Annotated in this window: 22 protein-coding genes; 16 read left to right on the top strand and 6 right to left on the bottom strand. The window is 46.1% G+C overall.

The annotated features are described in order from the left end of the window. Window positions 1–5: 5 nt before the first annotated feature. From WBG78_RS02105 to WBG78_RS02085, 5 genes are all read left to right on the top strand, one after another. Complete coding sequence (locus WBG78_RS02105; protein ID WP_337324709.1) at window positions 6–464, top strand: single-stranded DNA-binding protein; 459 nt, start codon at window positions 6–8, stop codon at window positions 462–464. A 21-nt stretch (window positions 465–485) separates the two neighbouring features. After that, window positions 486–1781 carry a transporter associated domain-containing protein gene (locus WBG78_RS02100; protein ID WP_337324708.1) on the top strand — a complete coding sequence of 432 codons (1296 nt, stop codon included), beginning with the start codon at window positions 486–488 and terminating at the stop codon, window positions 1779–1781. Beyond that, the gene (gene gldD, locus WBG78_RS02095; protein ID WP_337324707.1) at window positions 1768–2382 is read left to right on the top strand and encodes a gliding motility lipoprotein GldD; all 615 of its coding nucleotides are present in this window, start codon (window positions 1768–1770) and stop codon (window positions 2380–2382) included. The genes WBG78_RS02100 and gldD overlap by 14 nt, the downstream gene beginning before the upstream one ends. Window positions 2383–2571: 189 nt before the next feature. After that, the gene (locus WBG78_RS02090) at window positions 2572–3927 is read left to right on the top strand and encodes a dipeptidase (RefSeq protein WP_337324706.1); all 1356 of its coding nucleotides are present in this window, start codon (window positions 2572–2574) and stop codon (window positions 3925–3927) included. 517 nt (window positions 3928–4444) lie between these two features. After that, window positions 4445–5497, top strand: coding sequence for a PA0069 family radical SAM protein (locus WBG78_RS02085; RefSeq protein ID WP_337324705.1), 1053 nt, complete (start codon window positions 4445–4447; stop codon window positions 5495–5497). 59 nt (window positions 5498–5556) lie between these two features. Here WBG78_RS02085 and WBG78_RS02080 read toward each other — a convergent pair whose 3' ends face one another. Then, window positions 5557–7914, bottom strand: coding sequence for an ABC transporter permease (locus tag WBG78_RS02080; protein WP_337324704.1), 2358 nt, complete (start codon window positions 7912–7914; stop codon window positions 5557–5559). A 255-nt stretch (window positions 7915–8169) separates the two neighbouring features. Here WBG78_RS02080 and WBG78_RS02075 point away from each other — a divergent pair, with 255 nt between their 5' ends. After that, window positions 8170–9033, top strand: coding sequence for a 1-aminocyclopropane-1-carboxylate deaminase/D-cysteine desulfhydrase (locus tag WBG78_RS02075; protein WP_337324703.1), 864 nt, complete (start codon window positions 8170–8172; stop codon window positions 9031–9033). 5 nt (window positions 9034–9038) lie between these two features. Here the strand turns inward: WBG78_RS02075 and WBG78_RS02070 are convergent, their stop codons facing one another. Next, entirely contained in the window at window positions 9039–9620 is a 582-nt protein-coding gene (locus WBG78_RS02070) for a 2'-5' RNA ligase family protein (protein ID WP_337324702.1), read from the bottom strand. A gap of 138 nt (window positions 9621–9758) precedes the next feature. Here WBG78_RS02070 and fumC point away from each other — a divergent pair, with 138 nt between their 5' ends. The 6 genes from fumC (at window position 9759) to WBG78_RS02040 (ending at window position 16813) form a co-directional block, all read left to right on the top strand. After that, entirely contained in the window at window positions 9759–11153 is a 1395-nt protein-coding gene (gene fumC, locus WBG78_RS02065) for a class II fumarate hydratase (RefSeq protein ID WP_337324701.1), read from the top strand. 59 nt (window positions 11154–11212) lie between these two features. Beyond that, window positions 11213–11848 carry an Ezrin/radixin/moesin family protein gene (locus WBG78_RS02060; RefSeq protein ID WP_337324700.1) on the top strand — a complete coding sequence of 212 codons (636 nt, stop codon included), beginning with the start codon at window positions 11213–11215 and terminating at the stop codon, window positions 11846–11848. Window positions 11849–11938: 90 nt separating this feature from the next. Continuing rightward, complete coding sequence (locus WBG78_RS02055; protein WP_337324699.1) at window positions 11939–12718, top strand: hypothetical protein; 780 nt, start codon at window positions 11939–11941, stop codon at window positions 12716–12718. A 1-nt stretch (window position 12719) separates the two neighbouring features. Continuing rightward, window positions 12720–14414 carry a single-stranded-DNA-specific exonuclease RecJ gene (recJ, locus tag WBG78_RS02050; protein WP_337324698.1) on the top strand — a complete coding sequence of 565 codons (1695 nt, stop codon included), beginning with the start codon at window positions 12720–12722 and terminating at the stop codon, window positions 14412–14414. A gap of 3 nt (window positions 14415–14417) precedes the next feature. Next, a complete protein-coding gene (gene lptB / locus WBG78_RS02045) occupies window positions 14418–15194 on the top strand; it encodes an LPS export ABC transporter ATP-binding protein (protein ID WP_337324697.1) in 777 nt (258 codons plus the stop codon). A gap of 86 nt (window positions 15195–15280) precedes the next feature. Next, window positions 15281–16813 carry a GH3 auxin-responsive promoter family protein gene (locus WBG78_RS02040; RefSeq protein WP_337324696.1) on the top strand — a complete coding sequence of 511 codons (1533 nt, stop codon included), beginning with the start codon at window positions 15281–15283 and terminating at the stop codon, window positions 16811–16813. Between the two features lie 11 nt (window positions 16814–16824). Here the strand turns inward: WBG78_RS02040 and WBG78_RS02035 are convergent, their stop codons facing one another. Genes WBG78_RS02035 through radA form a run of 3 tightly spaced genes read right to left on the bottom strand, consistent with a single transcriptional unit; the run spans window position 16825 to window position 19784 of the window. Further along, on the bottom strand, window positions 16825–17745 hold the full coding sequence (locus WBG78_RS02035; RefSeq protein WP_337324695.1) for a DUF6263 family protein: 921 nt from the start codon (window positions 17743–17745) through the stop codon (window positions 16825–16827). A gap of 26 nt (window positions 17746–17771) precedes the next feature. Further along, window positions 17772–18380 carry a DUF2179 domain-containing protein gene (locus WBG78_RS02030; RefSeq protein WP_337324694.1) on the bottom strand — a complete coding sequence of 203 codons (609 nt, stop codon included), beginning with the start codon at window positions 18378–18380 and terminating at the stop codon, window positions 17772–17774. 30 nt (window positions 18381–18410) lie between these two features. Then, entirely contained in the window at window positions 18411–19784 is a 1374-nt protein-coding gene (gene radA, locus WBG78_RS02025; RefSeq protein WP_337324693.1) for a DNA repair protein RadA, read from the bottom strand. 107 nt (window positions 19785–19891) lie between these two features. Here radA and WBG78_RS02020 point away from each other — a divergent pair, with 107 nt between their 5' ends. Together WBG78_RS02020 and WBG78_RS02015 are read left to right on the top strand one after the other, a co-directional pair. Continuing rightward, the gene (locus WBG78_RS02020) at window positions 19892–21889 is read left to right on the top strand and encodes a DUF3857 domain-containing protein (protein WP_337324692.1); all 1998 of its coding nucleotides are present in this window, start codon (window positions 19892–19894) and stop codon (window positions 21887–21889) included. A gap of 5 nt (window positions 21890–21894) precedes the next feature. Continuing rightward, window positions 21895–23799, top strand: coding sequence for a DUF3857 domain-containing transglutaminase family protein (locus WBG78_RS02015; protein WP_337324691.1), 1905 nt, complete (start codon window positions 21895–21897; stop codon window positions 23797–23799). A gap of 98 nt (window positions 23800–23897) precedes the next feature. On the opposite strand, the gene WBG78_RS02010 is transcribed toward WBG78_RS02015, so the two are convergent. Beyond that, window positions 23898–24701: an SDR family oxidoreductase gene (locus WBG78_RS02010; RefSeq protein WP_337324690.1), complete on the bottom strand. Its 804-nt coding sequence runs from the start codon at window positions 24699–24701 to the stop codon at window positions 23898–23900. Window positions 24702–24893: 192 nt separating this feature from the next. Between WBG78_RS02010 and WBG78_RS02005 the strand changes: the two genes are divergently transcribed. Both WBG78_RS02005 and WBG78_RS02000 read left to right on the top strand, forming a co-directional pair. Further along, a complete protein-coding gene (locus WBG78_RS02005) occupies window positions 24894–25766 on the top strand; it encodes a lysophospholipid acyltransferase family protein (RefSeq protein ID WP_337324689.1) in 873 nt (290 codons plus the stop codon). Between the two features lie 128 nt (window positions 25767–25894). Then, the gene (locus WBG78_RS02000; RefSeq protein WP_337324688.1) at window positions 25895–26809 is read left to right on the top strand and encodes a TolB family protein; all 915 of its coding nucleotides are present in this window, start codon (window positions 25895–25897) and stop codon (window positions 26807–26809) included. Window positions 26810–26811 lie beyond the last annotated feature (2 nt).

Here is a 26811-nt window from a genome sequence, read left to right as displayed (position 1 = left end):
AAGTTATGTCAGGAGTAAACAAAGTCATTCTCGTGGGTCGTTTGGGAAAAGACCCTGAAGTGAGAAATCTCGACAACGGAGCTGCTGTTGCCAACTTTACATTGGCAACCTCAGAAAGCTATAAAGACAAGACCACTGGTGAAAAGAAAGAAATAACTGAATGGCACAATGTTGTGCTATGGAGGGGACTCGCAGAAATTTCACAGCGTTATCTCCACAAAGGAGACATGGTTTACATTGAAGGAAAGCTCCGTACCCGTTCATGGGAGAAGGAAGGCGTAACGCGATATACTACTGAAATTGTTGCTGATAATATGACCATGCTGTCTTCGAAGGGTTCCGGAGGCGGACAGTCGGGTGGTTCTTACGCTCCTGCCAACTCCTATGCGCCTGCAGAAGCAGGCAGTTCAGACAATTACAGAGCGTCGAGTCCTGTTGATTCCAGTGACGATCTGCCGTTCTGATTTTTCACCAAATGCTGATTTGTGGACGATCCTCCGGGTGACTTTCTAATTGTGCCGCTTGCCAGCATGTTTGCTGCATTCGGTTCGGTGTTTGCCCTGGTGATTGCGGCAATGGTATTAGCTGCTGCGCTAGCGGCAGCGCGTACTGCTTTATATTTCGCAGGTCTTGCCGGTAGAGAACATATCGCATGGACCTCTACTGGAGTGAATGTTCGCGTCAGGGCGGAGCGTCTGCTAAATGATTCGCGACTGCTGACGGTTGCCATCCATTTTTATCATACCATTACGAGGGTACTTGCGGTCGTCGGGCTGAGTGCATTGACACTAATTGCCGGGAACAGGAATGTATTTTTTGGTGTGATCGTGCCTGCCGTGATCACCATTGTTTTAAGCGAGGCATTTGCACGATTATTCGCGAGAAAATATCCCGTGAAGACGTTGTCTATGTTATATCCGCTGATCGCGCTGGTAAACAAAACGATGTTGCCAACGGTACGGCTGCTTGACGGATTTAATGTTAAGTGGCACGCGACCTTTGGCAATCGAAGAACTGCAGAAGAAGCGCTGGCCCAGGTAATCGAGCTGGCAGCCGCTGCAGAGTCCGAGTCTGAAAAGGAAGTTGTAAAAGGAATTGTCAACTTCGGTGTGCTGCGAGTCCGCGACGTTATGCGACATCGCGACACAATAGGTTGTATCAGCACGAGCTCAAATTTTGATGAAGTCATTGCTACTGTCAATGCCTGCGGGTACTCGAGGATACCGGTGTTCAAGGGGACTATAGATCAAATCGAGGGAGTGCTCTACATTAAAGATCTGCTGCCTTTTTTTGAACATGGCAAAGCCTTTCCATGGGTAAATATCATAAGGCCCGGATACTTCGTTTCGGCGAATAGAAAGATCGAGGCACTGCTGAAGGATTTCCAGGAGAAACGTGTGCACATTGCAATAGTGCGTGACGAACAGGGAAAGACTGTTGGCCTTATTACGCTGGAGGACCTGATTGAGCTTGTTATCCGCGAAATCAATGAGGAAACAGACCAGGTAGAACGTCGGGGCTACGAGCGAATCGACAATCAGACCTTCGTATTCAATGGCAAAACTCCTGTTCGCGAGGTATTCAGATTGATGGATATTGAGCACCCAATGCTTCGCGAGCCAACGGAATTTGAATCTCTGGAAGATTTCATCGTTGAAATCAACGACGAGCTGCCGGAAGCAGGAGAGGAACTTAGCTATGATCAGTTTACCTTTGTAGTTGAGGCTGTAGAAAACAAAAGAATTAAAAGAGTCAGGGTAAATGTTCATGCGCAGGCATAAGAATGTTCTTTCAATCGCTCGTATCGTTACGACGTTCAGTCTTTTAGTCTTTATCGGTCTGCTCACGGCCGGATGCCAGCGCGAGCATCTGCCTAAGCCGCTTGGATATAATCGTCTGTTGCTCCCGGCTCATGACTACCTGCCATTGCCAGATACGTTCCCGTATAAGTTCGAATATTCGAAGCATGCCCGATTATTAAGAGACACATCGCGAATCAGCGAACGCTACTGGGTAGAGATCTATTACCCGCAGTTGAAATCAAACATTCACATCACCTATAAAAGTATTAAGAGCGAAAAAGTATTGCGTGAGTTTCTGGATGACTCCTATACGCTTACCGCAAAGCATCAGATTAAGGCCTATGCGATAAATGAGGTTATCAGCAAGACTCCCAGCGGGAAGACGGCAGTCATTGCTGAACTCGAGGGAGAGGTGCCAAGTCAGTTTCAATTCACAATCACGGATTCTTCAAAGAACTTCATGCGTGGTGCGTTGTATTTTAATACTCAGGTAGCGAATGATTCACTGGCGCCAGCCATTGAATTCATGAAGCGTGATATGATGCAGATCATCAACACGCTTGAATGGAAGAAGATCTGAAAACCCAGGCCGATAAGTTTGAAGGAAAGAAGATTCTGAATTGAGTGTAAGCTACCATTATATTTGCCGTAGATAGCGGAGGATACTTCGACTGCATTACGGAGCTGAAAGACACAGCATAACATGTAGGTGACAGATATCGCGATCGTTCGAACGTATTAAGACTGAAGCTCAAGAATCAAACATATTATGATCAAAGAATACATCACCACCAATAATAAGCGCTTCCTGGATGAGCTGTTTGACTGGCTGAGGATTCCATCTATCAGTGCTGACAGCAAGTACAAGCCAGATGTGCGACGCGCAGCAGAGTACCTGCACAATAAGTTACGTGAGGCCGGTGTGGATAAGGTGGAAATCTGCGAGACGAAGGGACATCCTATTGTTTATGGTGAAAAGATAATCGATCCGGGAAAACCGACTGTGCTGGTATATGGACACTACGATGTTCAGCCACCCGATCCGTTAGCACTGTGGACAACGCCTCCGTTTGAACCTCAGGTGCGCGATGAAAAGATCTTTGCCCGTGGCTCGTGCGACGACAAGGGCCAGGTTTATATGCATGTGAAGGCATTTGAGATCATGAGCAAACTCAACCTTCTTACCTGCAATGTAAAGTTCATGGTTGAAGGCGAAGAAGAAGTCGGCTCTGATAATCTTGCGGAATTCGTAAAAGCCAACAAGCAAAAGCTGAAGGCTGATGTCATTCTCATCTCTGACACAGCCCTTATTTCACTGGAACATCCTTCGATAACGACTGGTCTACGCGGCCTTAGTTATATGGAGGTGGAAGTAACAGGACCGAACCGCGATCTTCATTCAGGGGTATATGGCGGAGCAGTTGCCAATCCTGTTAACGTGCTATGTGAAATGATTGCCTCGCTGCATGACGCTGATGGACGAGTTACTATTCCTGGCTTCTACGACAAAGTAGCTTCGTTGTCGGCGGCAGAACGCACTGCTTTAAACGCTGCGCCGTTCGACTTGAACGATTACAAGCGTGATCTTGACATTGCCGAGATAAAAGGAGAGAAGGGATTCACTACACTGGAACGCACGGGTGTTCGACCTACACTGGACGTAAACGGAATCTGGGGTGGATACATTGGGGAAGGAGCAAAGACAGTATTGCCATCGAAGGCATCGGCAAAGATTTCTATGCGTCTGGTACCTAATCAGATTAGCTCTGAAATAACGAAGTTGTTCACTGATCATATCAAATCAATTGCCCCGTCCACGGTAAAAGTAAAGGTAACGCCTCATCACGGAGGTGAGCCGGCCGTTACATCAACTGATTCACAGCCATTCCGGGCGGCAGCTGCCGCATTTCGCGATGTGTTTGGAAAAGAACCTATTCCAACCAGAGATGGCGGAAGCATTCCAATCGTCGCACTTTTTAAAAAGGAACTTGGCCTTGATACCGTACTAATGGGCTTTGGCTTTGACAGCGATGCAATCCATTCTCCCAATGAGCATTTCGGAGTTAAGAACTTTAATCTGGGAATTGAGACGATAGTTGCATTCTACAAGCACTTCTCCAGGTAAAGACCATGAGTGCTTTCCAGGTTATCTTGCAACTCTTCAACTAAGACCATCAGTTCAAGAACCTGATACAACCGGTGATACCATGGTGTAGTTGCGTTCAGCCGACGATCTCCGGAGTAAAAAACTTGTGCATGAACTCCAGGAGCAGAAGCCGGATCTCGTCATGATGAGCCTTGAGATGGCCGGTTACAGGCCACCTAAAGGCCAGCCAGAGGCCACACAGAGGCCGGAAAGCTTAAGCAACGACCCTGTTCGACCAGCATAACTGCGACTAACTGTAACGAAGCGCAACGAACTCGAAAGTGCGTTTTGCCGATGTTTTATGTTTGCATCGGCAGCAGCTGAAGCTCGGAATAATTGCACCGAATTTATGAGGAGCCTGTTGGCGAGGATTTGTTATAGCAGCCTCGGATTCTATCGCGTCATCTTTGGCAGAAAAGATGTAAAGACTGAGGGTGAAGCGTTTTAATTTCTTCACTAATATACTTAGTTTAGCAACTAACATAATTAGCGTCGTATGGAGGAGGAGTATTTTAAGGGTCGGGGGGCGCAGATCAAGACGCCAAACAAATTTTTGAAAGCGCAGTATGTCGCTGAGCACGTCGAGGGTCTGGATGAGCCGATGTTCTCAGCTCCTCATACGCAGGTGTTCTATGAGCAGGCTAAAAAGGTTGTCAACAAGGTAACGAGCCCCGATCTGAGCATGATGTATTCGATCAATCCATATCAGGGTTGTGAGCATGGATGCATTTATTGCTACGCGCGGAATACTCATGAATACTGGGGCTTCAATGCCGGACTGGATTTCGAATCTAAGATTATCGTAAAGCAGAATGCTGCCGATCTCGTCGAGAAATTCATCATGCATCCAGATTGGTCTCCCACTCCACTTAGCGTGAGCGGGAACACAGACTGCTATCAGCCCCTGGAACGAAAGCTTGAGATCACCAGAAGTATCCTGAAGGTTCTTGGGAAGTATAGGCATCCCGTTGGAATGATAACAAAGAACTCTCTTGTAACGCGCGACATTGATATTCTGAGTGATCTGGCCACCGACAACCTCGTTCATGTTTACGTTTCTATAACCACGTTGAACGAAGACCTCCGCAGGGTAATGGAGCCAAGAACTGCCAGCGGAATTAAAAGACTCCAAACGCTGGAGCAACTTGCAAAAGCCGGTGTGCCGGTTGGCATCATGTGCGCTCCAATTATACCAGGTCTAAATCAACATGAGATCCCAGCCATCATTAAAGCAGCTGCTGATCACGGCGCGCTAACGGCGGGAATGACGATTGTAAGATTGAACGGGTCGATCGGGAACATCTTTGAAGATTGGCTGCGAAAGAATTTTCCAGACCGCTTTGAAAAAGTCTGGAACCAGATCTGTGAAATGCACGGTGGTAATGTTAACGATTCACAGTTTGGAAGAAGGATGAGTGGCGAGGGCGTATTTGCCGATGCAGTTCATAAACTCTTCAAAACTTCTAAACGAAGGTTTTTTGGAGACAAATCAATGCCAGCCTATAACCTCACGAAATTCAGGAAGAACGGAAATCTCAGCCTTTTCTAAGATTTGATTTTGCGAGGACGTGCATACCGTTTTGACGCGGATTGTAAGAGTATTTGGGACTATTCGTCCCGGAGACATTTTGTAGGACTAACTCTGGCCGCCCGGAAGGCCTGAGTTCCAACGGTCAGCCATGCAATGACCAGCGCTGACAATCCGGAAACCAGGAAAAACCACCAATGAATTCCTATTCGAAAGGCGAATCCTTCGAGCCACCAGGCGGAAAGAACATATGCGGCCGGTAGTGCGAAGACGTTTGCCACTAAAACAATTTTGGTGAACTCGGAGGACAGCAGGTAAATGATTCCAAATTCACTTGAGCCAAGAACCTTGCGGATACCTATTTCCTTTAATCTTCTTTCGGCTGTGAAGGCCGCCAGACCAAACAGACCAAGACATGATATCAGGATTGCAAGTCCGGCAAAATATTTAGAAAGCGTTGCAACGCGTTGCTCAGCGACATACTGTGATTGATAGTTTTCGTCGAGGAACTGGTATTCGAAAACAAAGCCGGGCGCAAACTTCTCGTACACCTTTTTTATCTCTGCGATGGCGCTTTGTTCTTTCCCCCTTTCGAGTTTTGCAAGAATCATCCTTGTGTTCTCAGGTTCCAGTCGTAGAAATACAGGTTTGAAACCTTCATGCAATGATTCATAATTAAAGTCTTTCGATATACCGATGATCTCATGTTGCTGTCCCCATATTGAAACCGTTTTTCCGATTGGGTTTTTCAATCCCATGAATTTAATTGCTGCCTCACTGAAAATGACTCTGGCCGTATCGGGAAAAAAGCTCTTCGAATAAGCCCTGCCTTCCGCCATTTCTATTCCAAGCATTTCGATCGTACCGTAGTTAACGCGAACTACTTCGAATTCAGTCTTGTCCTGCGGATCCTTGCCATCCCAGAAGACCCCCGACGTTCCACTATTGTGTCCGCTCATGGTGTGTCCGTGGCTCGAAGCGCTCACAACGCCTGGTATACTCTTTAACTCGTTTAAGAACGTATCAAGATTGGTCCACGCGCTGCCTTCACGCGGCAATGAAATGACATTTTCACGGTCGTAACCGAGACCTTTAGACTGAAGGTATTCAATCTGTTTATATACGACGATCACACACACTATGAATGTTACCGACAACGCAAACTGAAAAACAACAAGACCTTTGCGAGCCCACAATTCACCAAAAGACGTAGTAAACCTTCCCTTCAATACCGTCGCGGGACTGAATGACGAGAGATATAATGCAGGATAACTGCCAGCCATGATTCCGGTAATTGATAATCCCAGAAGTGCTGCAAGTGTGAGATTCAAATTAAAACTCAACTCCAGACTCTTCCCTGTAATCTCATTGAACAGAGGAAGTATTAAGTCAGTTAGCAGGATTGCTATTACGAGCGAGGCGAAGCTCATGAAAAGTGATTCGCCAAGATATTGCAAGATGAGCGCCTTACGGTTTGCGCCTATCGCTTTCTTAATTCCAACTTCTTTTATTCTCCGTGAGGCCTTGGCCGTCGAAAGGTTCATGAAGTTGATGCACGCAATAACCAGAATAAACACAGCGATGATCGAGAACAGTTTTACGTACGTAATGCGACCACCAACCAGTACGCCATTTTCATACTGCCCATAGAGGTAATACTCATTATACTTCTTGAGAAACATTGTTCGATGTGTCACTTCGCCGTTGGTTCTTCGTTTCACATGATCTGAGATCTTTTTTTCGAAAGCGGTAACATTCACTCCAGGCTTCAGCATGATCGCGGTAATGCATGAAGTATTACCGTTGGATTGGAGCCATGTCCGTTTCTCGAGAATAAATTCCCAGGTGCCAACAAAATCAAACCGGTCGGAAGAGTTGAATCCCACATCTTTAAACACTCCGGATACTATTAAGTCGGACTGCTGATCAACCCGAATTGTCTTCCCAATGCTTTGCTCAGGAGACTCGAAGAACTTTTTTGACAGTGATTCGCTGATTACAACACTATTCTTTTCGGCCAGTACCTGATTGGGATCACCATATAACAATCCGTAGGAAAACATGTTAAAGAACTTTTTGCTGGCATAAAGGCCGGGGCTTTTGAGAACTTTTTCACCCACAGAAAGCGTCTGAGAACCGATCCAGGTTTCAGATAATGAATATTCAATCTCCGGGTACTGTGCTGTCATTTCTTCGGCCAGTGGCCCAGACGTTGCAGGCGATGTCCAAATGCCATCTGCTTTCACGCGATGTTCCATAATCCTGTAAAGACGATCTCCATTCACGTGAAATTGATCCATTTGCAGTTCATCACTAACCCACAAATAGATCAGCAACACGCAGGTCAATCCGGTTGACAGACCAACCAGATTAATGAAGAACACGCTCTTAAAGCGTTTGAAATTGCGAAATATGAGAAGGACGATGTGTCGGATCATTTATTAGGATTTGGAATGCTCGCCAGCAAATGTTGGCTACCAGGCACGTCATCATCCATGATCAATGCCAAAACAAAAGACTTCTTTTTCATTCGGAATTGGCCATTTTCCGTGATGGTACAACGGTATATGCCCATTTACAGAAAACACACTGTTCATTTATGGGCATTAAAAGGTCTATTCCTTTGCATATAGATAACAAAAGTTAAAACGTCTTACTTACTTTGAAACGCACACTAACCTATTCCGCAACCCTTGACAGAGCTCAGCTACCATGATACTCCAATAGTACCAATAGGTGACAAGATCGCAGCCGCGGCCGGCGTTTCACTCCAAGTAAAGCGTGAAGACCTGAATCACCCTTACGTGTCGGGTAACAAATGGTGGAAATTGAAACTCAACATAGCCCGGGCTTTGGAAGAGGGGCATGATTCAGTGCTTACGTTCGGCGGTGCACACTCAAACCATATCTATGCAACAGCAGCCGCAGCCAGGTCAATGTCATTAAAGTGTATTGGAGTCATTCGCGGGGAAGAGCCGGCGATTCTCAGTTCCACACTGTCTTTTGCGCGCAAGGCTGGTATGAAGCTTGAATTTGTTTCGCGGGCAGACTACAAAGAGAAGAACAGCGACGCTTTTTTTGTACGACTGAGAGAGGCCTACGGAAAATTCTATTTGATCCCCGAGGGGGGAAGTAATGAATTGGGTGTAGCAGGAGTAGCTGAATTCAGTGCACTGCTTCCTAATGAGTTCGACTACATCTGTTGCCCCATAGGTACCGGTGCGACCATGGCAGGATTGATACGAGGTTCAGCGGGACGCGGCTTCGTAGTAGGGTTTCCTGTTTTAAAAGGCGGAGACTCCTGGCGACATGAAGTGGCGCAATTTGAGCCTGGCTTTAACAATTGGGATATCATTTCAGATTATCATTTTGGTGGATATGGTAAATCGAACGATGAGCTGGAAAAGTTTATGAAGGCGTTTACACTGGCGCATAACGTACCTGTTGAACATGTATATTCAGGCAAAATGTTTTACGGCATATTGGATATGATTTGTAAGGGCTACTTCAAAAAGGAATCACGCATTCTTGCCATTCATACCGGTGGAATCCGTTGATTCAGCTAACCGAATGTGGTGCCTGACTTAGCGTTCGATTTCAGTGGAAATTGGTGGTAGCTGTTCCATTTAGTGCCGTCATGCTTTAGCAAATGATATTCGCGAGCATGAAATGTGTGTTCAAATCGCTCACTCTTAATATTATTCCAAAGCGCATGAAACATGTCCTTTTTTAGGTCTCTGAAAGCGAGTGTTATGTGGGGATGAAACGGCTTGTCCCTGTAATTGGCATTGAACAGATTAAGGTTTGTCTTGCAATGGCGAAATAATTGAAGTTGCAGGTCGCGAAGTGGTTGGTTATCGACAACATCTATAAATACAACCCGAGGGGGAAAGCTATTAAATCCATTGAGGCTTATTGTGAGGACTTCGCTCATGAAAGAAAAGTCGCGCAGTTTGGCCATCAGCTTTTCCTCCTTTGCCTCGTTCCATTCAAATGGCATATGTAACGTGATATGTGGAGGAGAGCGCATTGCTCCTTTGGTATGGTAATCGACTGCTATTTTTTCCTTCAACGCAGTGATCTCTTCATACAAAGGCTCCGGTGGAACTATCGCAATGAAGTATTTTTGTTCCCCTGTAGCCATTCAATTGGCAATTTACATCGACGGACAGCACAGTCAGCGCTATATCGCTACGGAAATTTCGGCAGTTGATTCGAGCCAGAGCTCTGCAATTATGCTATTTGTTCTAATTTTGACGCCCATAAGAACAATTTCAACGCAATGAGCTACAGAATTGAAAAAGATACCATGGGCGAGGTGAAGGTTCCGTCCGACAAGTACTGGGGTGCGCAAACTGAGCGTTCCAGGAATAACTTTCGCATAGGCCCTGAAGGCAGTATGCCAAAAGAAATCGTATACGCGTTCGCATATCTTAAGAAGGCAGCGGCTGAAGCCAATTTTGATTTGGGTGTTCTAACTGCCGATAAGAAAGATCTGATCAGCAAAGCATGTGATGAGATCCTCGCTGGAAAACTTGAAGGTGAGTTTCCTTTGGTGATCTGGCAGACCGGCTCAGGCACTCAAAGCAACATGAACGTGAACGAAGTCATTGCTTATCGTGCTCACGTTCTCAATGGCGGAAAGCTTGAGGATGAAAAGAAGGTGCTTCACCCGAATGACGACGTTAACAAATCGCAATCTTCAAACGACACGTTCCCAACAGCTATGCACATAGCGGCATACAAGCTGGTGTCCGAGAACACTCTCGAAGGATTGAAAAAACTCAGGACGACTTTAGACAGTAAATCGAAGTCGTTCAAGAATATTGTAAAGACCGGGAGAACGCACTTCATGGATGCTACCCCTCTCACTCTTGGTCAGGAGTTCTCTGGCTATGTTCAGCAAATCGATAACAGCATCCGTGCCATCAAGAATGCTCTTGAGGTGGTACGTGAACTTGCTCTTGGTGGCACAGCTGTTGGAACCGGACTCAATACTCCTAAGGGATATGATGTGCTGGTTGCCCAAAAGATCGCCGCACTTACTGGTTATCCTTTTATAACTGCCCCGAACAAATTTGAAGCGCTTGCTGCCCATGATGCAATGGTTGAATTGAGCGGTGCTTTGAAGCGCGCGGCCGTTTCCCTGATGAAGATTGCCAACGATGTTCGTATGCTTAGCTCGGGACCTCGCTCAGGAATAGGTGAGATTATTATCCCTGATAACGAACCTGGTTCGTCTATCATGCCTGGTAAAGTTAACCCTACTCAGCCAGAGGCAATGACCATGGTTTGTGCCCAGGTGATTGGCAACGATGTGGCTGTCTCGATTGGAGGAAGCACCGGACATTTTGAGCTAAATGTTTTCAAGCCGGTTATTGCAGCTAACGTGTTGCAAAGTGCAAGGCTTATCGGTGATGCCTGCGTTTCTTTCAACGACAAATGTGCTGAAGGCATTACGCCTAACGAGGCCGTTATCAAGCAGCATCTTGAGAATTCACTGATGCTTGTGACCGCGCTGAACACACACATTGGTTATGAGAACGCGGCGAAAATTGCCAAGAAGGCTCACAAGGAAAACAAGACGCTGCGTGAGGCTGCCGTTGAGTTGGGATTGCTCACATCAGCTCAGTTTGATGAGTGGGTAAGACCTGAGAAAATGGTTGGCAGCCTGTAACAAATAATTTGATTAACAAAATATTTGTACATTAGAGGTAATTTTTTAACCAACCTAGAATGAAACGAGGTATATTTTTATTTTTCTGCCTTACGTTGATGATCGCATCGACGGAATCTTTTGCCCAGCTTTCCAAGAAGGAAAAGAAAGAATGGAAGAAAAAGGCCAAAGAGTTCAAGAAGAACCCGGCGAGTCTGAAACAGTTGACTGAAGACAAGCAAGTTGCTGACAACACAGTAACCACACAGACGACTACCATTTCTCAACTTAACTCCACCATTAGTCAGAAGGACGCCAAGATCGCGCAGCTTGAAGACGAGCTGGCACAACTTAGAAGTCAGTTGGCATCAGCAAAGGCCGAACTGGAGCAGCTGAAGGCGGCACCCGTTAATTCGATGGATTTTTCCAAAGGTGTGGTATTCAAGGTTCAGATCGGGGCATTTAAGAATAAGAACCTCGCGAAATATTTTGATAACAACCCTAACTTCGGCGGCGAAGCCCGGGACAAGGAACCTCAAAAATTGACAATCGGTATATTCAGAGATTATTGGGAAGCTGATACTTTTAAGAAATATATGCGTGAAATGGGCGTTAAAGATGCCTGGATTGTGCCTTACCGTGATGGTCAACGAGTTGAAATTAAAGACGTTTTGGAAGGCGTTGTGGGTGACAAGCCAACAGAGAGCGCGAATTAATTCCCTAACAATATCTTGTGAGGAAAGCAGTGCTGTAAGGCATTGCTTTCTTTGTTTATGGCCGTAACCCAAAATCATTATTTTTGTCTCATGTGGCGAAAAGTGACTTTCTTCTTGTTGCTTGCTGGTTGTGCCCATGCGCAAGTCAGAGTATCTAAGCTTGTCATCAAGGCGAAGGAAACTTATGTTCTCGAGAATTCTGATATCCTTGTTGCAGATACATTGATCATGATGGATTCGTCACGACTCGTAATGAACAAACTGAAGCCCGAAAACTACCTTCGGGTGAGAGTTGCCCGCTTTGGAAAGGATTGTGTGATCGATGCCAAAGGAGTGAACGGGCAGCCGGGTAGAAATGGCGGCAACGGTGCGACGCCGACGGGACCCTGCATGAACGGAAGTCCCGGGAAAACCGGCACCAGAGGACTTGACGGAACAAAGGCAATAAAGCTATTTGTGTACCTCGACCGGGTAACGATACGGGGACAACTTACCATTGATGTTTCGGGTGGGGACGGAGGTCGCGGCGGTCACGGTGGTGCCGGAGGTGGTGGCAGCTCCGGGACCATGCACTGCAATGGTGGCAATGGTGCAAACGGAGGTATGGCCGGACCTGGGGGTAACGGTGGGGATGGTGGAACGCTGGAGATTGTTGTTCCGAAACCTCAGGTGTTCAAGGATCTGATCCTTTCAAAGAAGATTGTTGCAAAAGTAACCGGTGGAGCTGCCGGCCCATCAGGACGTGGCGGCTACCATGGTGGAGCAGGCCTGGGTCCAAATAAGAAAAATGGAAAGGACGGCGAACCTGGTCCTTACAATAAGCCCGGTACATCCGGCGAGCAGGGAGCATTGGTAATCAAGGGAAGCTGATATGATCAAGCGCTGGTCGATCAAGCAGATGCCTGCGGAAGAGCAGGTCGCAGGGTTGTCGAAATCCATTAACGTGAATCGATACCTGGCATCAATACTTGTGCAGCGTGGCATCACAGATTTTGAGACAGCCAGAAGCTTCTTCCGGCCATCACTCGAGTCACTTCATAGTCCATTCGAGATGAAAGGAATGAATGACGCCGTAGAACGGCTGCAAAGCGCTATCGAGTTAAATGAAAAGCTACTGATCTTTGGTGACTATGATGTTGATGGCACCACAGCCGTGGCACTTGTCTCCAGCTATCTAAGAAGGTTTTATTCATGTGAAGTCTATATTCCCGATCGCAATGTCGAAGGCTATGGGATCTCAAAGGCGGGAATAGATTGGGCAGCAGACAACCATTGCACTTTGATTATTGCTCTCGACTGCGGAATAAAATCAGCGTCGTTGGTTGAGTATGCGAAGTCAAAGGGGATTGATTTTATCATCTGCGATCATCACCTGCCAGATCATGATATACCCGAAGCTATAGCGGTACTTGATCCTAAACAGGAAGATTGTCCTTATCCTTACAAGGAGCTTAGCGGATGTGGCATTGGCTTCAAGTTCATGCAGGCATATGCTCAGCGGTATCGCGATCCCTCTGAAGTTCTGGACTTTCTTGATCTCGTTGCTGTCAGCATCGCGTCAGACATAGTTCCTCTCACGGGCGAAAATAGAGTGCTTGCTTACTATGGTCTTCGGAAACTGAATACCAACCCGGTGCCTGGGCTAAAGGCACTGAAAGATATCGCGGACCTTCGCACAGAGCTCGACGTAACGGGAATTGTTTTTAGCCTGGGTCCCCGCATTAACGCGGCAGGAAGAATCGCCCATGGCAGTGCGGCCGTGAGCCTTCTAAATGCACATACCGAAGAGGAGGCAAACAACCTGGCTACGACACTCAATCTTCGAAACGAAGAACGAAAGGAATACGATCACAGCATTACCGGCGAAGCGATCGCCATGATAGAAGGCAGCGAATCGCTCAGGTCAGCAAAATCGACCGTTCTATTCAAGAACACCTGGCACAAGGGAGTAATTGGCATAGTTGCTGCTCGTTGTGTGGAAAAGTATTACAGGCCTACCGTGATCCTTACCGAGTCAAATAACAAGATTACCGGATCAGCCCGGAGCGTGAATGGCTTTGACCTGTACAACGCAATTCTGGAGTGCAGCGATCTTTTGGAGAAATTTGGTGGCCATAAATATGCTGCCGGATTAACCCTTGACATCAGCAATCTCGAGTTGTTCCAGCAGAAATTTGAACAGGTGGTCTCTTCTACCATCACTGAAGAAATGCTGACGCCTCTTGTGGAGATGGATGTGTCGATACCTTTCGACATCATCACTCCGAAGTTCATGTCCATATTGAAACAGATGTCGCCATTTGGGCCCGAGAATGCCAAGCCTGTATTTGAGGCAAGCAATGTATACGTCTTTAATTCGCTCTCATCGTTCAAAGACAGACACATCAAATTTCTGGCGGGCCAGGACAACAGCAACAATGTTTTTCAAGCAGTAGGGTTTGACCTGGGGCAGCACTATGAGAAGCTGGCTGAGGCCGATCGCTTCCGAATGGCTTTCACGTTGGAGGAAAATGTTTACAATGGTGTGACGACGATTCAGTTGAGAATAAAAGATATTAAATTTTGATGCATGATTTTACGAGCAGAACATCTCGTTAAAAGATATAAGACGCGCACGGTAGTAAATGATGTGTCTGTAAAGGTAAGTCAGGGGGAGATCGTGGGTTTGCTGGGACCGAACGGCGCTGGTAAGACCACATCATTCTATATGATCGTTGGTCTGATTAAACCAAATGAGGGGAAGATCTTTATGGATGACGATGAGATCACTCCGCTTCCTCTATATCAAAGAGCGCGTCGCGGTATCGGATACCTCGCACAGGAGGCCTCAGTTTTCAGAAAGCTCACCGTTGAAGAAAATATTCTCTCCGTAATGGAGATGCACAACACCACAAAGCAGCAGCGCAAGGATAAGATGGATGAATTGATTAATGAATTCAGCCTTCATAAAGTGAGAAAAAACTATGGCATGTCGTTGTCGGGAGGTGAAAGACGACGCACAGAAATCGCGCGCGCACTGGCGGTTGATCCAAAGTTTGTATTGCTTGATGAGCCGTTCGCAGGTGTTGATCCAATCGCAGTAGAAGAAATTCAATCCATTATCGCAAGGCTCAGGAGCAAAAACATTGGTATCCTTATTACAGATCACAACGTTGATGAAACGCTTTCCATTACGGATCGCGCTTACCTGATGGTAGATGGAAAACTTTTCAAGGATGGTACCGCCGAGGAGCTGGCAAGCGATCCTCAGGTTAGAAAGGTATATCTCGGACAGAATTTCGAATTGCGACGATCCAAGATTGTCACGCGTGGCGACAACTGGAAAGGTCCGTCAGAAGCAATCTGATCTTCGGTTAAAATCGTTGGTTTGACACAGACATTGCTTTGTCACATCCGGGACTTTGCTACTTTTGAAATATTCATTGGTATAACATGGGAATCATAAACTCTATTCTGACCTGGGTAATGCAAAAGCGCATTCATCAGATTGAGCTTTTCATGAAATATCCCAATGAGGTGCAGGATGAACTGTTCCGCAAACTTATTGTCACTGCGAAGTCAACTGAATTTGGCCTTAACTATGACTTTGCAAGCATTACCTCGTACGATCAATATAAAGAACGAGTGCCGGTTCAGACTTATGAGAAAATCTATCCGCACATAGAGCGCATGATGCGCGGGGAACAGAATATTCTTTGGCCGTCGGAAATAAAATGGTTTTCCAAGTCTTCTGGCACTACCAATGCACGCAGCAAATTTATTCCTGTCTCACAGGAAGCCCTGGAAGATTGCCATTTCAAAGGCGGGAAAGACTTGCTTTCCATCTATTTAAATAGCTGTCCTGACTCCAGGCTTTTCGATGGAAAGGGTGTTGCTGTTGGTGGCAGTCATCAGATCAATGAGCTTGATCCAACAGCGTCATCATATTATGGTGATGTATCCGCTGTGATCATGCAGAATCTTCCACCATGGGCCCAGTTCATCAGAACCCCGCGGCTCGAAACGGCCCTCATGGACAATTGGGAAGAGAAACTGGAGAAGCTTGCCAGAGAAACTGCCAGAGAAAATGTCACCAATATCGCGGGTGTGCCTACGTGGACTATACTATTGATCCAGAAGATCGTAGAGTTAGAAAACAAAAGGAACATCCTGGAAGTATGGCCTAATCTCGAAGTCTTTTTTCACGGCGCAGTTTCGTTTGCTCCATATCGGGCAGTATTTCAATCTTTGATTCCCTCAGACAAGATGTTGTATTGGGAAACCTACAATGCCAGTGAGGGTTTCTTTGGAATTCAGGATCAGAAGAACTCTGATGAGTTGTTGCTCATGCTCGATTATGGCATCTTCTATGAGTTCATTCCGACAGAAGACATTGCTTCAGACAACCCGCGCACTGTGTGCCTTCGGGATGTGGAGCTTGACCGAAACTATGCGATGGTGATTACCACCAACTCTGGACTTTGGCGATACAACATCGGCGACACTATTAAGTTCACGTCAAAACTTCCTTATCGCATTAAGATCTCAGGGCGTACGAAGCATTTTATCAACGCATTTGGTGAGGAGGTGATCGTGGAAAATGCTGAGATGGCTATCACAAAAGCGTGCGACCATACCGGGGCAGTGATTGATAACTTTACCGCAGGACCAGTCTATTTTGATGAAGGGAGGAAGGGCAGTCACGAATGGGTTATCGAATTTAAAACTCCACCTGGCGACCTGCACGAGTTTACTCACATCCTTGACAGTACGTTACGGGAAATCAATTCTGACTACGATGCAAAACGCTCTCACAATCTTGCACTTATCGCTCCACGCGTGCATTGTGTTGAAGAGGGCACCTTCTATCGATGGATGAAAAAAAGAGGAAAGCTGGGAGGACAAAACAAAGTACCACGGCTTTCCAATTCACGTGAGTACATCGAGGACATTCTGAAAATGGTCCAGGAGACCCAGACCACCTGAGGCCATTGGTTTCACTTCTGTGCAAAGGTATAGTCCGTATGAGTTTCGATGGTGATGGGCACCTCCACGTCCATTGGCAGGAGGCCTCCGGCGAGCAGGAGTATAGTGCCTGAAAGTTTTGCGTCTACCACAACCTTTTCAGGAAGTCCCGAGCGCGTTGCTGTTGTTGCGTTTACTTTCTGGTCACCACCGAGGTTTACCTTTGCTTTCATGTCGCCCGGCAACGTGACTACTTTGTCCTTATCAGTTGTTCTAAATACGCCATTTCCCTTTACAACGGCATGGCTGGACGTTGCATTGTCAAGCGACCAACTCACGTCCGCAACTACGGGAAAGTCTGCAGGAATACCATTTTGTGAATTCCAGGTGTCGCCAGGTTGAACGGACTTCGTGGCATAAGGTACAAAGGCCTGACCAAGTCCATTCCTAAATGACGATTCATTGATCATCTGCCCGATCGACGCCTTTACCTTCTCTTTTTCTTCGTCCGACACATCAACATTGTCGATGCCTGCCCAGAGATTTTCTACATTTTCTACTTTCTCAACCGTACCGGTCTTTGAGATGGTTACGAAGAACGCCCTGTTCATCATTGCGCGAATGATCTTATTTGAAGGTTCGCTTACATCACCGTCGCTGTCGACCTTAGTTTCATTGAGGAAGTTTTTCATGTGACTCTTCAGGTGCGTCATTTTGGCCTCCATCCGGATCTGATTGTTTGCCACAGAAACGACGCGCATCTCAATTGTTCCATCGTATGTGTTGTTTCCCGTCTGGTCCATGCCCATGATCCTCTGAATTATCTTCTGATCCGTCTTTTGCTTCAGCTCGAACCGATCGCCCACTTTCATATTGTAAGTAAGGGTAATAGCCTTTCCAACTGGAATGCTCAGATGCAAAGCAATAATCAGGGAGACAACAGAGTTGAGCATAGGCGAAAGTATCTTTAAATGGAGTGTTATTGTCTTATAACGCTTCGAAGCCACGTTGTGATACTCCAGCGTGAAGTTTCTTCCGATAATGTACCAACTTCCGTTGCCCGGTTAACTTTCTCGACTGTATAGAATGCAGTGGGCAGAATGTCTTTCAGTTTATAAAGCATTAGTTCCAACCGTTCCCGTTCAAGCACAGTGAAGACGAGGTTCTCGGGGCCGTCGGGTCCCTGAGCATCCACTTTGGTATAACGGAACTGATTGGCGTTCAGGTATTGGATCAGTTGAGAAACGTCTTTGCGGGTAATAATTCGCACGATGACTTTGCCATAGGCTATGCGCTCTTCGATGATCATACCTACAAAAATCCCAGAGGCAAATCCAGCCGGGTAGGCGACATAGCAGATCCAGTTATCGAGATGCTCAAAGATCTGCCGGATTGCCATCAGCCAAATGAATGATTCAAAGAATCCAAGAAGGGTAGCCGTTACACGCCTGCCTCCTAAAACGTAGATGATTCTTATGGTATTGATTGATACATCACCAATACGGGCGATGAAAATGAGAAGCGGCAACAGAACATAGCTGAATATCTCAGGTGAAATGCCGAGCGTTTCAATGAAGAATTTATCCATCTTTTCGAACTATGATTGAATCGGCATAAGTTATCCAAAAAGATCACTAAAGACATCTGCAAGTCGTGCAAAAGGTTTTACGACAAGCTTTGAACGTTTCACATCCAGACCCTTTTGATTGAACTTGGAAATATAGATCTCTTCGAATCCCAGTTTTTCGGCCTCGCTGATACGTTGCTCGATCTTGTTTACTGCTCTCAGTTCGCCACCAAGACCCACTTCGGCTGCAAAGCAAACTTTATCTGAAACCGGAATTTCTTCCATCGAAGAAACAATGGATATGCACACTGCAAGATCGATTGCCGGATCCTCAACCTTTATACCGCCGGCCATGTTCAGAAACACATCCTGCGTTCCCATTCTGAATCCGCATCTCTTTTCCAGCACTGCCAGTAGCATGTTCAGTCTTTTTTGGTCAAACCCTGTTGGAGTGCGTTGAGGCGTGCCGTAAGAAGCAGGACTGACCAGTGATTGTATCTCTATTAACAGAGGTCTGTTACCCTCAATGGTTGCACCGATCGTGGCGCCACTAAGTTTGCCTTCCTTTTGTGAAATAAGGATTTCAGAAGGGTTGCTTACTTCGCGAAGACCAGTTCCTAACATCTCGTAGATTCCGATCTCTGATGTTGAGCCAAATCTGTTCTTTGTAGTTCTGAGTATCCGATAAGCCAGATGGCGATCGCCTTCAAACTGCAACACAGTGTCGACCATGTGTTCGAGCACCTTGGGACCTGCCAGCATTCCGTCTTTGGTGATGTGGCCGATAAGAAAAACGGGCGTGTTTGTTTCCTTGCCGAACTTCATCAGTTCTGCAGCACATTGCCTGACCTGGCCAATGCTCCCTGCAGCCGAATCGAGCTGGGCGGAATACAGTGTTTGAATAGAATCAATAATAAGAACATCAGGATCTAACGTTTCGACCGCTGCGAAGATGCTCTTGGTGTTGGTTTCAGTAAGAATATAAAACTGTGAACCGTCGCGCCCTATTCGCTGGGCGCGCATCTTGATTTGCTGCTCGCTCTCCTCTCCCGACACATAAAGCACCCGTTGCGACTGCAGATGAAGGCCAACCTGCAGCATGAGTGTTGACTTCCCAATCCCTGGTTCTCCACCAATTAAAACCAATGATCCTGGAACAATACCTCCTCCGAGTACGCGATCCAACTCTTCGTCGCCTGTGGCAATTCTGATGTCTTCGGTCGTCTCAACTTCCTGTAATGTTTTCGGTCTGGATTTTCGGGCCTTGCCTCCATCCTGCCGCCAGTCTGTTTTATCTCCTTCTACCTTCGCAACAATCTCTTCTGCGAATGTATTCCATGATCCGCATGACGGACACTTGCCTAACCACTTAGCGGATTCATATCCGCATGATTGACAAAAAAATGTACTTTTACCCTTAGCCAAAATCGTTGAAATCAGATAGTAAAGGTTACGCTTCCAGAGCTAACCGTATTTAGTCCCAAAGTTGTAAACAATTATCAGTACACGTTCCCCCAAATCCAAGCCGTTAAATGAAGATTTTACTTACAATCTTATGCATTGTCATAAGCTGTCACTCGTTTGCTCAAAAAGACCCTATTAAGTTTGGCGATATCCCAATGGAGGATATCAAGATGGTTCAATATGAATTGGACTCGTCCGCATCAGCAGTCGTACTTGCCGATTACGGCCAATCGGCACTGAAGTACAATCAAAGCACCGGGTTCGTCCTTCAGTTTGAACGAAATCTGCGAATCAAGGTGCTTTCTAAGGAAGGCCTTGATTGGGCTACGATTTCAATCCCTCTCTATCATGACGGAAGTGATGATGAACAGATCACACAGTTAAAGGCATCGACCTACAATCTTGAGAATGGCAAGATTGTGGAAACAAAGATGAAAAGCGATGCCACCTTCAAAGAGGTCGTGAACGAGAACCTCATTAATACCAAGTTCACTTTACCCAACGTGCGTCAGGGTTCTGTCATTGATATCATGTATAAAGTAACGTCGGACTTTGTATTCAACTTTCAGGACTGGGACTTCCAGCGTACCATTCCAACAAGGTGGAGCGAGTATCGCACGATTGTGCCCGAATATTATTATTACGAAAAATATCTTCAGGGGTATGTCAGGATGGATATCGTCGAGAACACCTCGCAAGCGGCCACGTTAACTTTTGCCAACACCAACAGGAATTCATCCCAATCCGGCATTGATCAACTTACTTTCGTCGAACAAAAGGACCGATGGGTTGCCAAGAATGTCCCGGCATTCAAACCCGAGCCGTATATGACAACCTATAGAGATTACGTTTCGCGGATGAACTTTGAGTTGTCGTACCAGAAATTTCCCAACCAACCTATGAAGAAGTACATGGGAACCTGGGGGGATATCAACAAACTGTATTACGAGAGCAGCCATTTTGGCAATGAAATTACCGCGAATGGCTTCCTGAAAAGGATTGTGGAAGAGATTACCGCAGGTAAGACAACGCCTGAAGCGAAGATCAACGCCATCGATAACTACGTGAAGAACAACGTTGAATGGAATGAGCGCTCACTGAAGTATACTGACAAGTCACTGAAGTCAGTTCTGGAAGAAAAGAAAGGTTCGTCAGCAGAAATAAACCTTCTCCTCGCTTCTATGATTGAGAAGGCCGGGCTCGAAGTATACGGTGTATTGATAAGTACCCGGGACCATGGATTTGTCAGGGAGACGACACCAGTATCCTCGCAGTTCAATTATGTAGTTTGCATGGTTCGTCTTGGCGACAAAAGTATACTTCTTGATGCGACTGACCCTTTTCTCGCCACCGGCGTATTGCCGGAACGTTGTCTTAATGGCAAAGGTTTGGTTATTTCAAAAACAGCCCATAGCTGGATATCGCTCACACCGACGGCAAAATCGCGCAACGTTTATAATGCCGACGTGGCCATCAATAACGAAGGTGAGTTGACGGGCAAGTTGAAGCTCGATCGTTCAGGATACTTTGCGTCGACCTCGCGAAAGAGTTATGTTACCAAAGGGGAAACAGAGTACATAAAGAATTTTGCATCACGCCATTCATGGAGTTTGGAAAAAAGTGAGTTCGTGAATGCTAAAGAAGTGTCGGAGAATTTTAAGGAGCTTCACGAAATCAAAATCACCGATCATGTTGCGGGCGGAACAGACATCATCTATTTGAATCCCTTCCTCGCAATGCAGGAGAAGGAGAATCCGTTCAAGAGTCCAACGCGTTTGTATCCCGTTGACTTTGGCAGCCCGGTTGAAAACCTTTATATGTGTAAATTCACAATCCCCGATGGTTTTGATGTGGATGAAATGCCAAAACCCCTCATTTTAAAGTTAGGACAGAATTCAGGGAAGTATACGTATAACATTACGCGATCGGGAAATGTTTTTAATCTCCTTAGTCAACTTTCCATCAATAATAGTTTGTTCACCCAGGACGAATATGCAGACCTTAGAGAATTCTATGATGTAGTAGTGGCCAAGCAGGCTGAGCAAATTGTTCTAAAGAAAAAATAATTGTGATGAAAGCCTTTCTTTGCGGAGCACTGATCTCGATTGCTGTTTCTCTTCAGGCGGCCGATATAAAATATCCCGTAGCAGAAATACCCGATGCCCTTAAGAAAAACGTTGGTGCGGTCGTTCGGCATGATGACCGTTCCATCACAATTGCCAATCAACGAAGTCTGGTTTTTTATGGTCATTGCGCGACAACAATCCTTAGTGGCGCAGGAAACGAACACGCTTCAATTGTTGTAGGATACGACAAACTCACCAAGATTTCCAACCTTCGGGCAGCTGTTTACGATGCCTCGGGGAAATTAATCAAGAAGGTAAAGGCCAGTGACTTTAATGACGCAAGTAGCTTTGAAGGTCTGTACAGTGATGATCGCGTGAAATACATCGATCTTTCACAGGGTACTTTTCCCTACACTGTCGAATACGAATATGAGATCGTCTACAAATTTCTTTTCTTCATTCCCGGCATGGAATTCATCCCGGATGAAAACACGTCTGTACAGACAGCGTCGTACACGGTCGCCTATGCGAATGGAGTCAAACCGAGATTCTACTCTCATCTAATCTCTCAGAATCCGGTTGAGTCCACATTAACAAACGGTCTCGCGCAGCTTTCCTGGAAGATGAATGATCTCATGCCACCAGTCAAAGAATCATATGGGCCGGTATACAATGAGCTGACACCATACATACTGGCATCGCCTTCAAATTTTGAGTACGAAGGTTATGTGGGTTCGATGGAAACCTGGAATGGGTTCGGCAAGTGGACCGCCTCGCTGCTTGCTGATCGAAACAACTTGCCGGAATACACAAAAGCTAAGGCAAGGGAGCTCACTGCGAAAGCAACTACTATAGAGGAGAAGACGCGCATTCTTTATTCATATATGCAAAACAGGACGCGCTACGTTAGTGTTCAACTTGGCATTGGAGGCTTTCAGCCATTCGATGCCGCGACTGTTGATAAGGTTGGCTATGGTGATTGTAAGGCATTGTCCAATTATATGATATCGTTACTGGAGGCAGTTGGAGTAAAGTCTCACTATGTAAAGATCTATGGTGGCACAAATCCTCCACCCGTTAAACTTGATTTTCCAAGTCAGCAGTTTAATCACGTTGTTGTAGCGGTACCCAACGGGAAAGATACCGTCTGGCTTGAATGCACGAGTCAGACCAATCCGTTTGGATATTCAGGAACGTTCACAGGGAACCGAAAAGCTATCCTGGTAACCGACGACGGCGCGAAGGTTGCCCAGACACCACGGTATGATGAAAAGGTAAACACGCAAGTGAGGCACGCGAATGTTCAGGTGCAGGACAACGGTAACGCTACTGCAAAAGTTTCAACAACATATAATGGTCTTCAATATGAAAATGGAGGCCTTGACAACGTTATGGAGATGGAGTCGGACGATAGGAAGAAGTGGGTTCAGAAATACACGCAGATACCATCGTTCGAAGTACAGCAATTCTCTATGACGAATAATAAAGATCGACTACCGAGCGCCAAGGTCGATATTGATCTTACGTTGAATCGTTTCGCCAGCGTTACCGGAAAGCGCATGTTTGTTACGGCTAATCTTATGAATCGTTTTACCTCTGTACCTGAGAAGCTGACTGAACGTAAGAATCGCGTGTTTTTGCGTACCTCATATACCGACATCGATACTGTCGAATACACGCTATCTGAAAGTTTATATCCCGAATTCGTGCCTGACCCAATCAAGCATAAATCAAGATTTGGCGAATACGAAGCTTCTGTTCACCTGAGTGCGGGTAAGGTCATCTATGTTCGAAAGTTTATTCTTCGCGAGGGAGAATTTCCGGCGGAGAGCTATTCCGAACTGGTAGAATTTTTCAGAAGCGTTAGTCGTGCCGACAATATGAAGTTGGTATTTCTTAGCAAAACCTAAATCATCTTTGAAAAGCCCGCAAGGCGAAAGCAAATTAACCGATACAACGTTTGGGGTGAGCGTCGATGGGCTGCGCCTGGTTTGACAAGATAATGAATCTAAAAGGGTGAGTTTGCTTCCTTAGACATGATGTTGAACACGACTCTGTCGACAAGGCCGGGCAGCCATTTGTTCATAAACACGGTAAGCTTTCCCTGCGTGGTTAGTATAAGAGTGCGCTTGCGTTTTACCGTGGCCGCATAGATATAATGAGCACATGCTTCCGCGCTCATCATATGATTTTCTTCCCGCGGTGATTGTCCTTGTGTCGCACCGTTTTTGGTAAGTGCTGCGACCCGGATATTCGTTGATGTAAATCCAGGACATGCCGTTAAAACATGAGTGCCTTTTGGCGCGAGTTCAAGCCGGAGGGCTTCCAGGAATCCGTTAAGGGCAAACTTAGAAGCTGAATAACCGGTTCGTCCGGGGAGACCGCGAAATCCGGCCACAGAAGAAACTCCAATGATGGAGCCTTTATTCCGAATGATCTCCGGCATGCAATACTTGGTCGCGTAAACCATGCCCCAGAAATTCGTGTCCATCACTCTTCGAACAACATCAAGGTCGGCCTCTTCGAAAAGGGCACGCATACTTATGCCAGCGTTGTTGATGAGAATGTCTATTGTTCCAAACTTCTCAATAGCCAGTTCAGCCATACGACGGTTGTCGTCTTCAACGCCAACATCTCCCCGAAAAGGAATTACTTCAACACCCTTGGCCGACAATTCGTTAGCTGCCTTTTCAAGATTATAGCCATTCCTGCCCGTGATCATCACGCGGGCACCGCGCAGGCCGAATTCTGCAGCGAGCGCCTTTCCAATACCCGAAGAGCCTCCCGTGATAATTACTACTTTACCCCTCATTGATCTGCTGGTTAAACAAGAAGTATCATTCAGTTACTCCTCAGCAATAATCAGACTAATGTCTGTTGCCCCGTACAAAGTTCCTGAACACCTCCGGCCCATCCGGAATTTTTGAGAAGGGCCTGTCTGTTGTACACTGCGGCCTCAAAAATAACAATACTTGCTTAACTTGGCTGCATTTTAGGCATCGATATGATCCTCGTCCGACTGCTGTCAAAATTGCCACTTTGGATTCTTTACCTCGTTTCCGACTTCCTTTTCGGGTTGAGCTTTTACGTTGTCCGTTACCGGCGACGGTTGGTTTGGAAGAACCTCAAAAATGCTTTCCCCGAAAAGTCGGATCATGAACTCAGGACCATTGAGCGTCAGTTTTATAAAAACCTTTGCGACTATGGCGTGGAAATGCTCAAGCTTGTCACTATAAGTCGTGAAGAACTTGACCGCCGGGTTACATTTAAGAATCCCGAAAAAGCCAATCACTATCTTGAACAGGGTCTGTCTACGTTGAATCTTGCTGCTCACACTTTTAACTGGGAATGGATGCTGACAGCTGGCTCATTCAAACTGAAAGGCGCCATGGATTTTGTATACCAGCCTGTTCATAGCAAGTTCTTCAATGATCTTTCACTTTTGTCGCGTACCCGATTCGGAGCTCATCCTATTCGCCGCGACTCGGTGGCGAGAGAAATCGTCAAGCGAAAAGCAATTGTCAGAAATGTAGCCATCGTCGGTGACCAGTATCCGGGATATAATCACGATAAGAAGTTTCCTATAGTATTTATGAATCAGGAAACGGTGTTCTTCTATGGCTCGGTTCAACTTGCAGTACTCACTCAATATCCGGTGTTCTATTACAGCATGCGCAAGGTACGCCGCGGATATTATGAGGTATCAATCATTGAGCTGGGTGTTCCTCCTTATCAATCTAACGATCAGCAAATCATTAAGCGATATGTTGAGGCGCTGGAGGAACTCATTCGCGAGCGGCCTTCCGAATGGCTATGGTCTCACGACAGGTGGAAGACGCGTCACCTTGATCATCAGGAATCCATCATCAAAGCTTGATCAACTGAATGGGCTGGAGTCAGCTGGCAAATGCACCAATAGCCATCCGGTTGACAATAAATACCCCCACCCAGGGCTTTTTACAGAAATGCTCCGATGGTAGTTTCACTAGTCTTAACTTCCATTGTATGTTAAAGTATATTCTGATTCTGACAATCCTCGTTTTATACTCCGCAGTACAAGCCCAAACTCCCGTGCTATTCATGAACGGGCTCGTGAGTACTAATCTTAATGAACGGGATATGGCAATCTCGCCGGATGGAAATGAAATGTACTACACCATTCAATCGAGCCATGGCATTTTGTCGACTATTGTGCGCCGAAAGAAACTTGCAAACGGATGGTCTGATCCTGAAGTGGCGCCATTCTCAGGCCTATTCAATGATCTCGAACCTGCATTTAGTCCTGACGGAAAAAAGCTTTTCTTTTGTTCCAATCGACCGCTTTCAGGTAACAAAACAAAAGATTACGACATCTGGGTAACAGAGCGGACTACGAGTGGATGGTCGGAACCGATGAACATTGGTCCTTCCATCAATACCACGGCAAATGAATTTTATCCGTCAGTAGCTCTCAATGGAAATTTGTATTTCACGGCAGAAAGAGAAGGGGCGATTGGCAACGAAGACATCTTCATAAGTACTTTCGCAAACGGAAAATACAATACTCCTCATCCACTGGACACTGCTGTGAATTCAAAACTTTGGGAGTTTAACGCCTTCGTCGCTCCGGATGAATCATACATCATCTTTACTTCCTACGGGAGAAACGATGACGCTGGAGGCGGCGACTTATATATAAGCGTTCGACAAAACAAGAAGTGGCTACCCGCAAGAAATCTCAAGTCCGTCAACTCAAATACGATTGACTATTGCCCGTTTGTATTCGACAATACATTGTACTTCACCAGCGGAAAGCACAATGTAACTACTACAAGGGATCAGCAAATGGACTACCGTTCGCTTATGAAATGGTATGAGCAATCTACTAATGGCGGTGAGAACATTTACTCCGTGAGCTTTCTCCCACTGCTTAAAGAGTAATG

It is taken from the genome of Chryseolinea sp. T2 (assembly GCF_037203685.1).
Lineage (GTDB): Bacteria > Bacteroidota > Bacteroidia > Cytophagales > Cyclobacteriaceae > Chryseolinea.
The sequence above is the reverse complement of the archived record's forward strand: the minus strand, read 5'-3'. Positions and strand labels throughout refer to the sequence as shown.

Coding starts and splice junctions, on each gene's coding strand:
- WBG78_RS02105 (WP_337324709.1), top strand. CDS start 6: ATGTCAGGAGTAAACAAAGTCATTCTCGTGGGTCGTTTGGGAAAAGAC.
- WBG78_RS02020 (WP_337324692.1), top strand. CDS start 19,892: ATGAAGATTTTACTTACAATCTTATGCATTGTCATAAGCTGTCACTCG.
- WBG78_RS02005 (WP_337324689.1), top strand. CDS start 24,894: ATGATCCTCGTCCGACTGCTGTCAAAATTGCCACTTTGGATTCTTTAC.
- recJ (WP_337324698.1), top strand. CDS start 12,720: ATGATCAAGCGCTGGTCGATCAAGCAGATGCCTGCGGAAGAGCAGGTC.
- WBG78_RS02090 (WP_337324706.1), top strand. CDS start 2,572: ATGATCAAAGAATACATCACCACCAATAATAAGCGCTTCCTGGATGAG.
- WBG78_RS02060 (WP_337324700.1), top strand. CDS start 11,213: ATGAAACGAGGTATATTTTTATTTTTCTGCCTTACGTTGATGATCGCA.
- WBG78_RS02085 (WP_337324705.1), top strand. CDS start 4,445: ATGGAGGAGGAGTATTTTAAGGGTCGGGGGGCGCAGATCAAGACGCCA.
- WBG78_RS02010 (WP_337324690.1), bottom strand. CDS start 24,701: ATGAGGGGTAAAGTAGTAATTATCACGGGAGGCTCTTCGGGTATTGGA.
- WBG78_RS02000 (WP_337324688.1), top strand. CDS start 25,895: ATGTTAAAGTATATTCTGATTCTGACAATCCTCGTTTTATACTCCGCA.
- WBG78_RS02080 (WP_337324704.1), bottom strand. CDS start 7,914: ATGATCCGACACATCGTCCTTCTCATATTTCGCAATTTCAAACGCTTT.
- WBG78_RS02035 (WP_337324695.1), bottom strand. CDS start 17,745: ATGCTCAACTCTGTTGTCTCCCTGATTATTGCTTTGCATCTGAGCATT.
- WBG78_RS02040 (WP_337324696.1), top strand. CDS start 15,281: ATGGGAATCATAAACTCTATTCTGACCTGGGTAATGCAAAAGCGCATT.
- WBG78_RS02015 (WP_337324691.1), top strand. CDS start 21,895: ATGAAAGCCTTTCTTTGCGGAGCACTGATCTCGATTGCTGTTTCTCTT.
- WBG78_RS02055 (WP_337324699.1), top strand. CDS start 11,939: ATGTGGCGAAAAGTGACTTTCTTCTTGTTGCTTGCTGGTTGTGCCCAT.
- WBG78_RS02030 (WP_337324694.1), bottom strand. CDS start 18,380: ATGGATAAATTCTTCATTGAAACGCTCGGCATTTCACCTGAGATATTC.
- fumC (WP_337324701.1), top strand. CDS start 9,759: ATGAGCTACAGAATTGAAAAAGATACCATGGGCGAGGTGAAGGTTCCG.
- gldD (WP_337324707.1), top strand. CDS start 1,768: ATGCGCAGGCATAAGAATGTTCTTTCAATCGCTCGTATCGTTACGACG.
- WBG78_RS02070 (WP_337324702.1), bottom strand. CDS start 9,620: ATGGCTACAGGGGAACAAAAATACTTCATTGCGATAGTTCCACCGGAG.
- lptB (WP_337324697.1), top strand. CDS start 14,418: ATGATTTTACGAGCAGAACATCTCGTTAAAAGATATAAGACGCGCACG.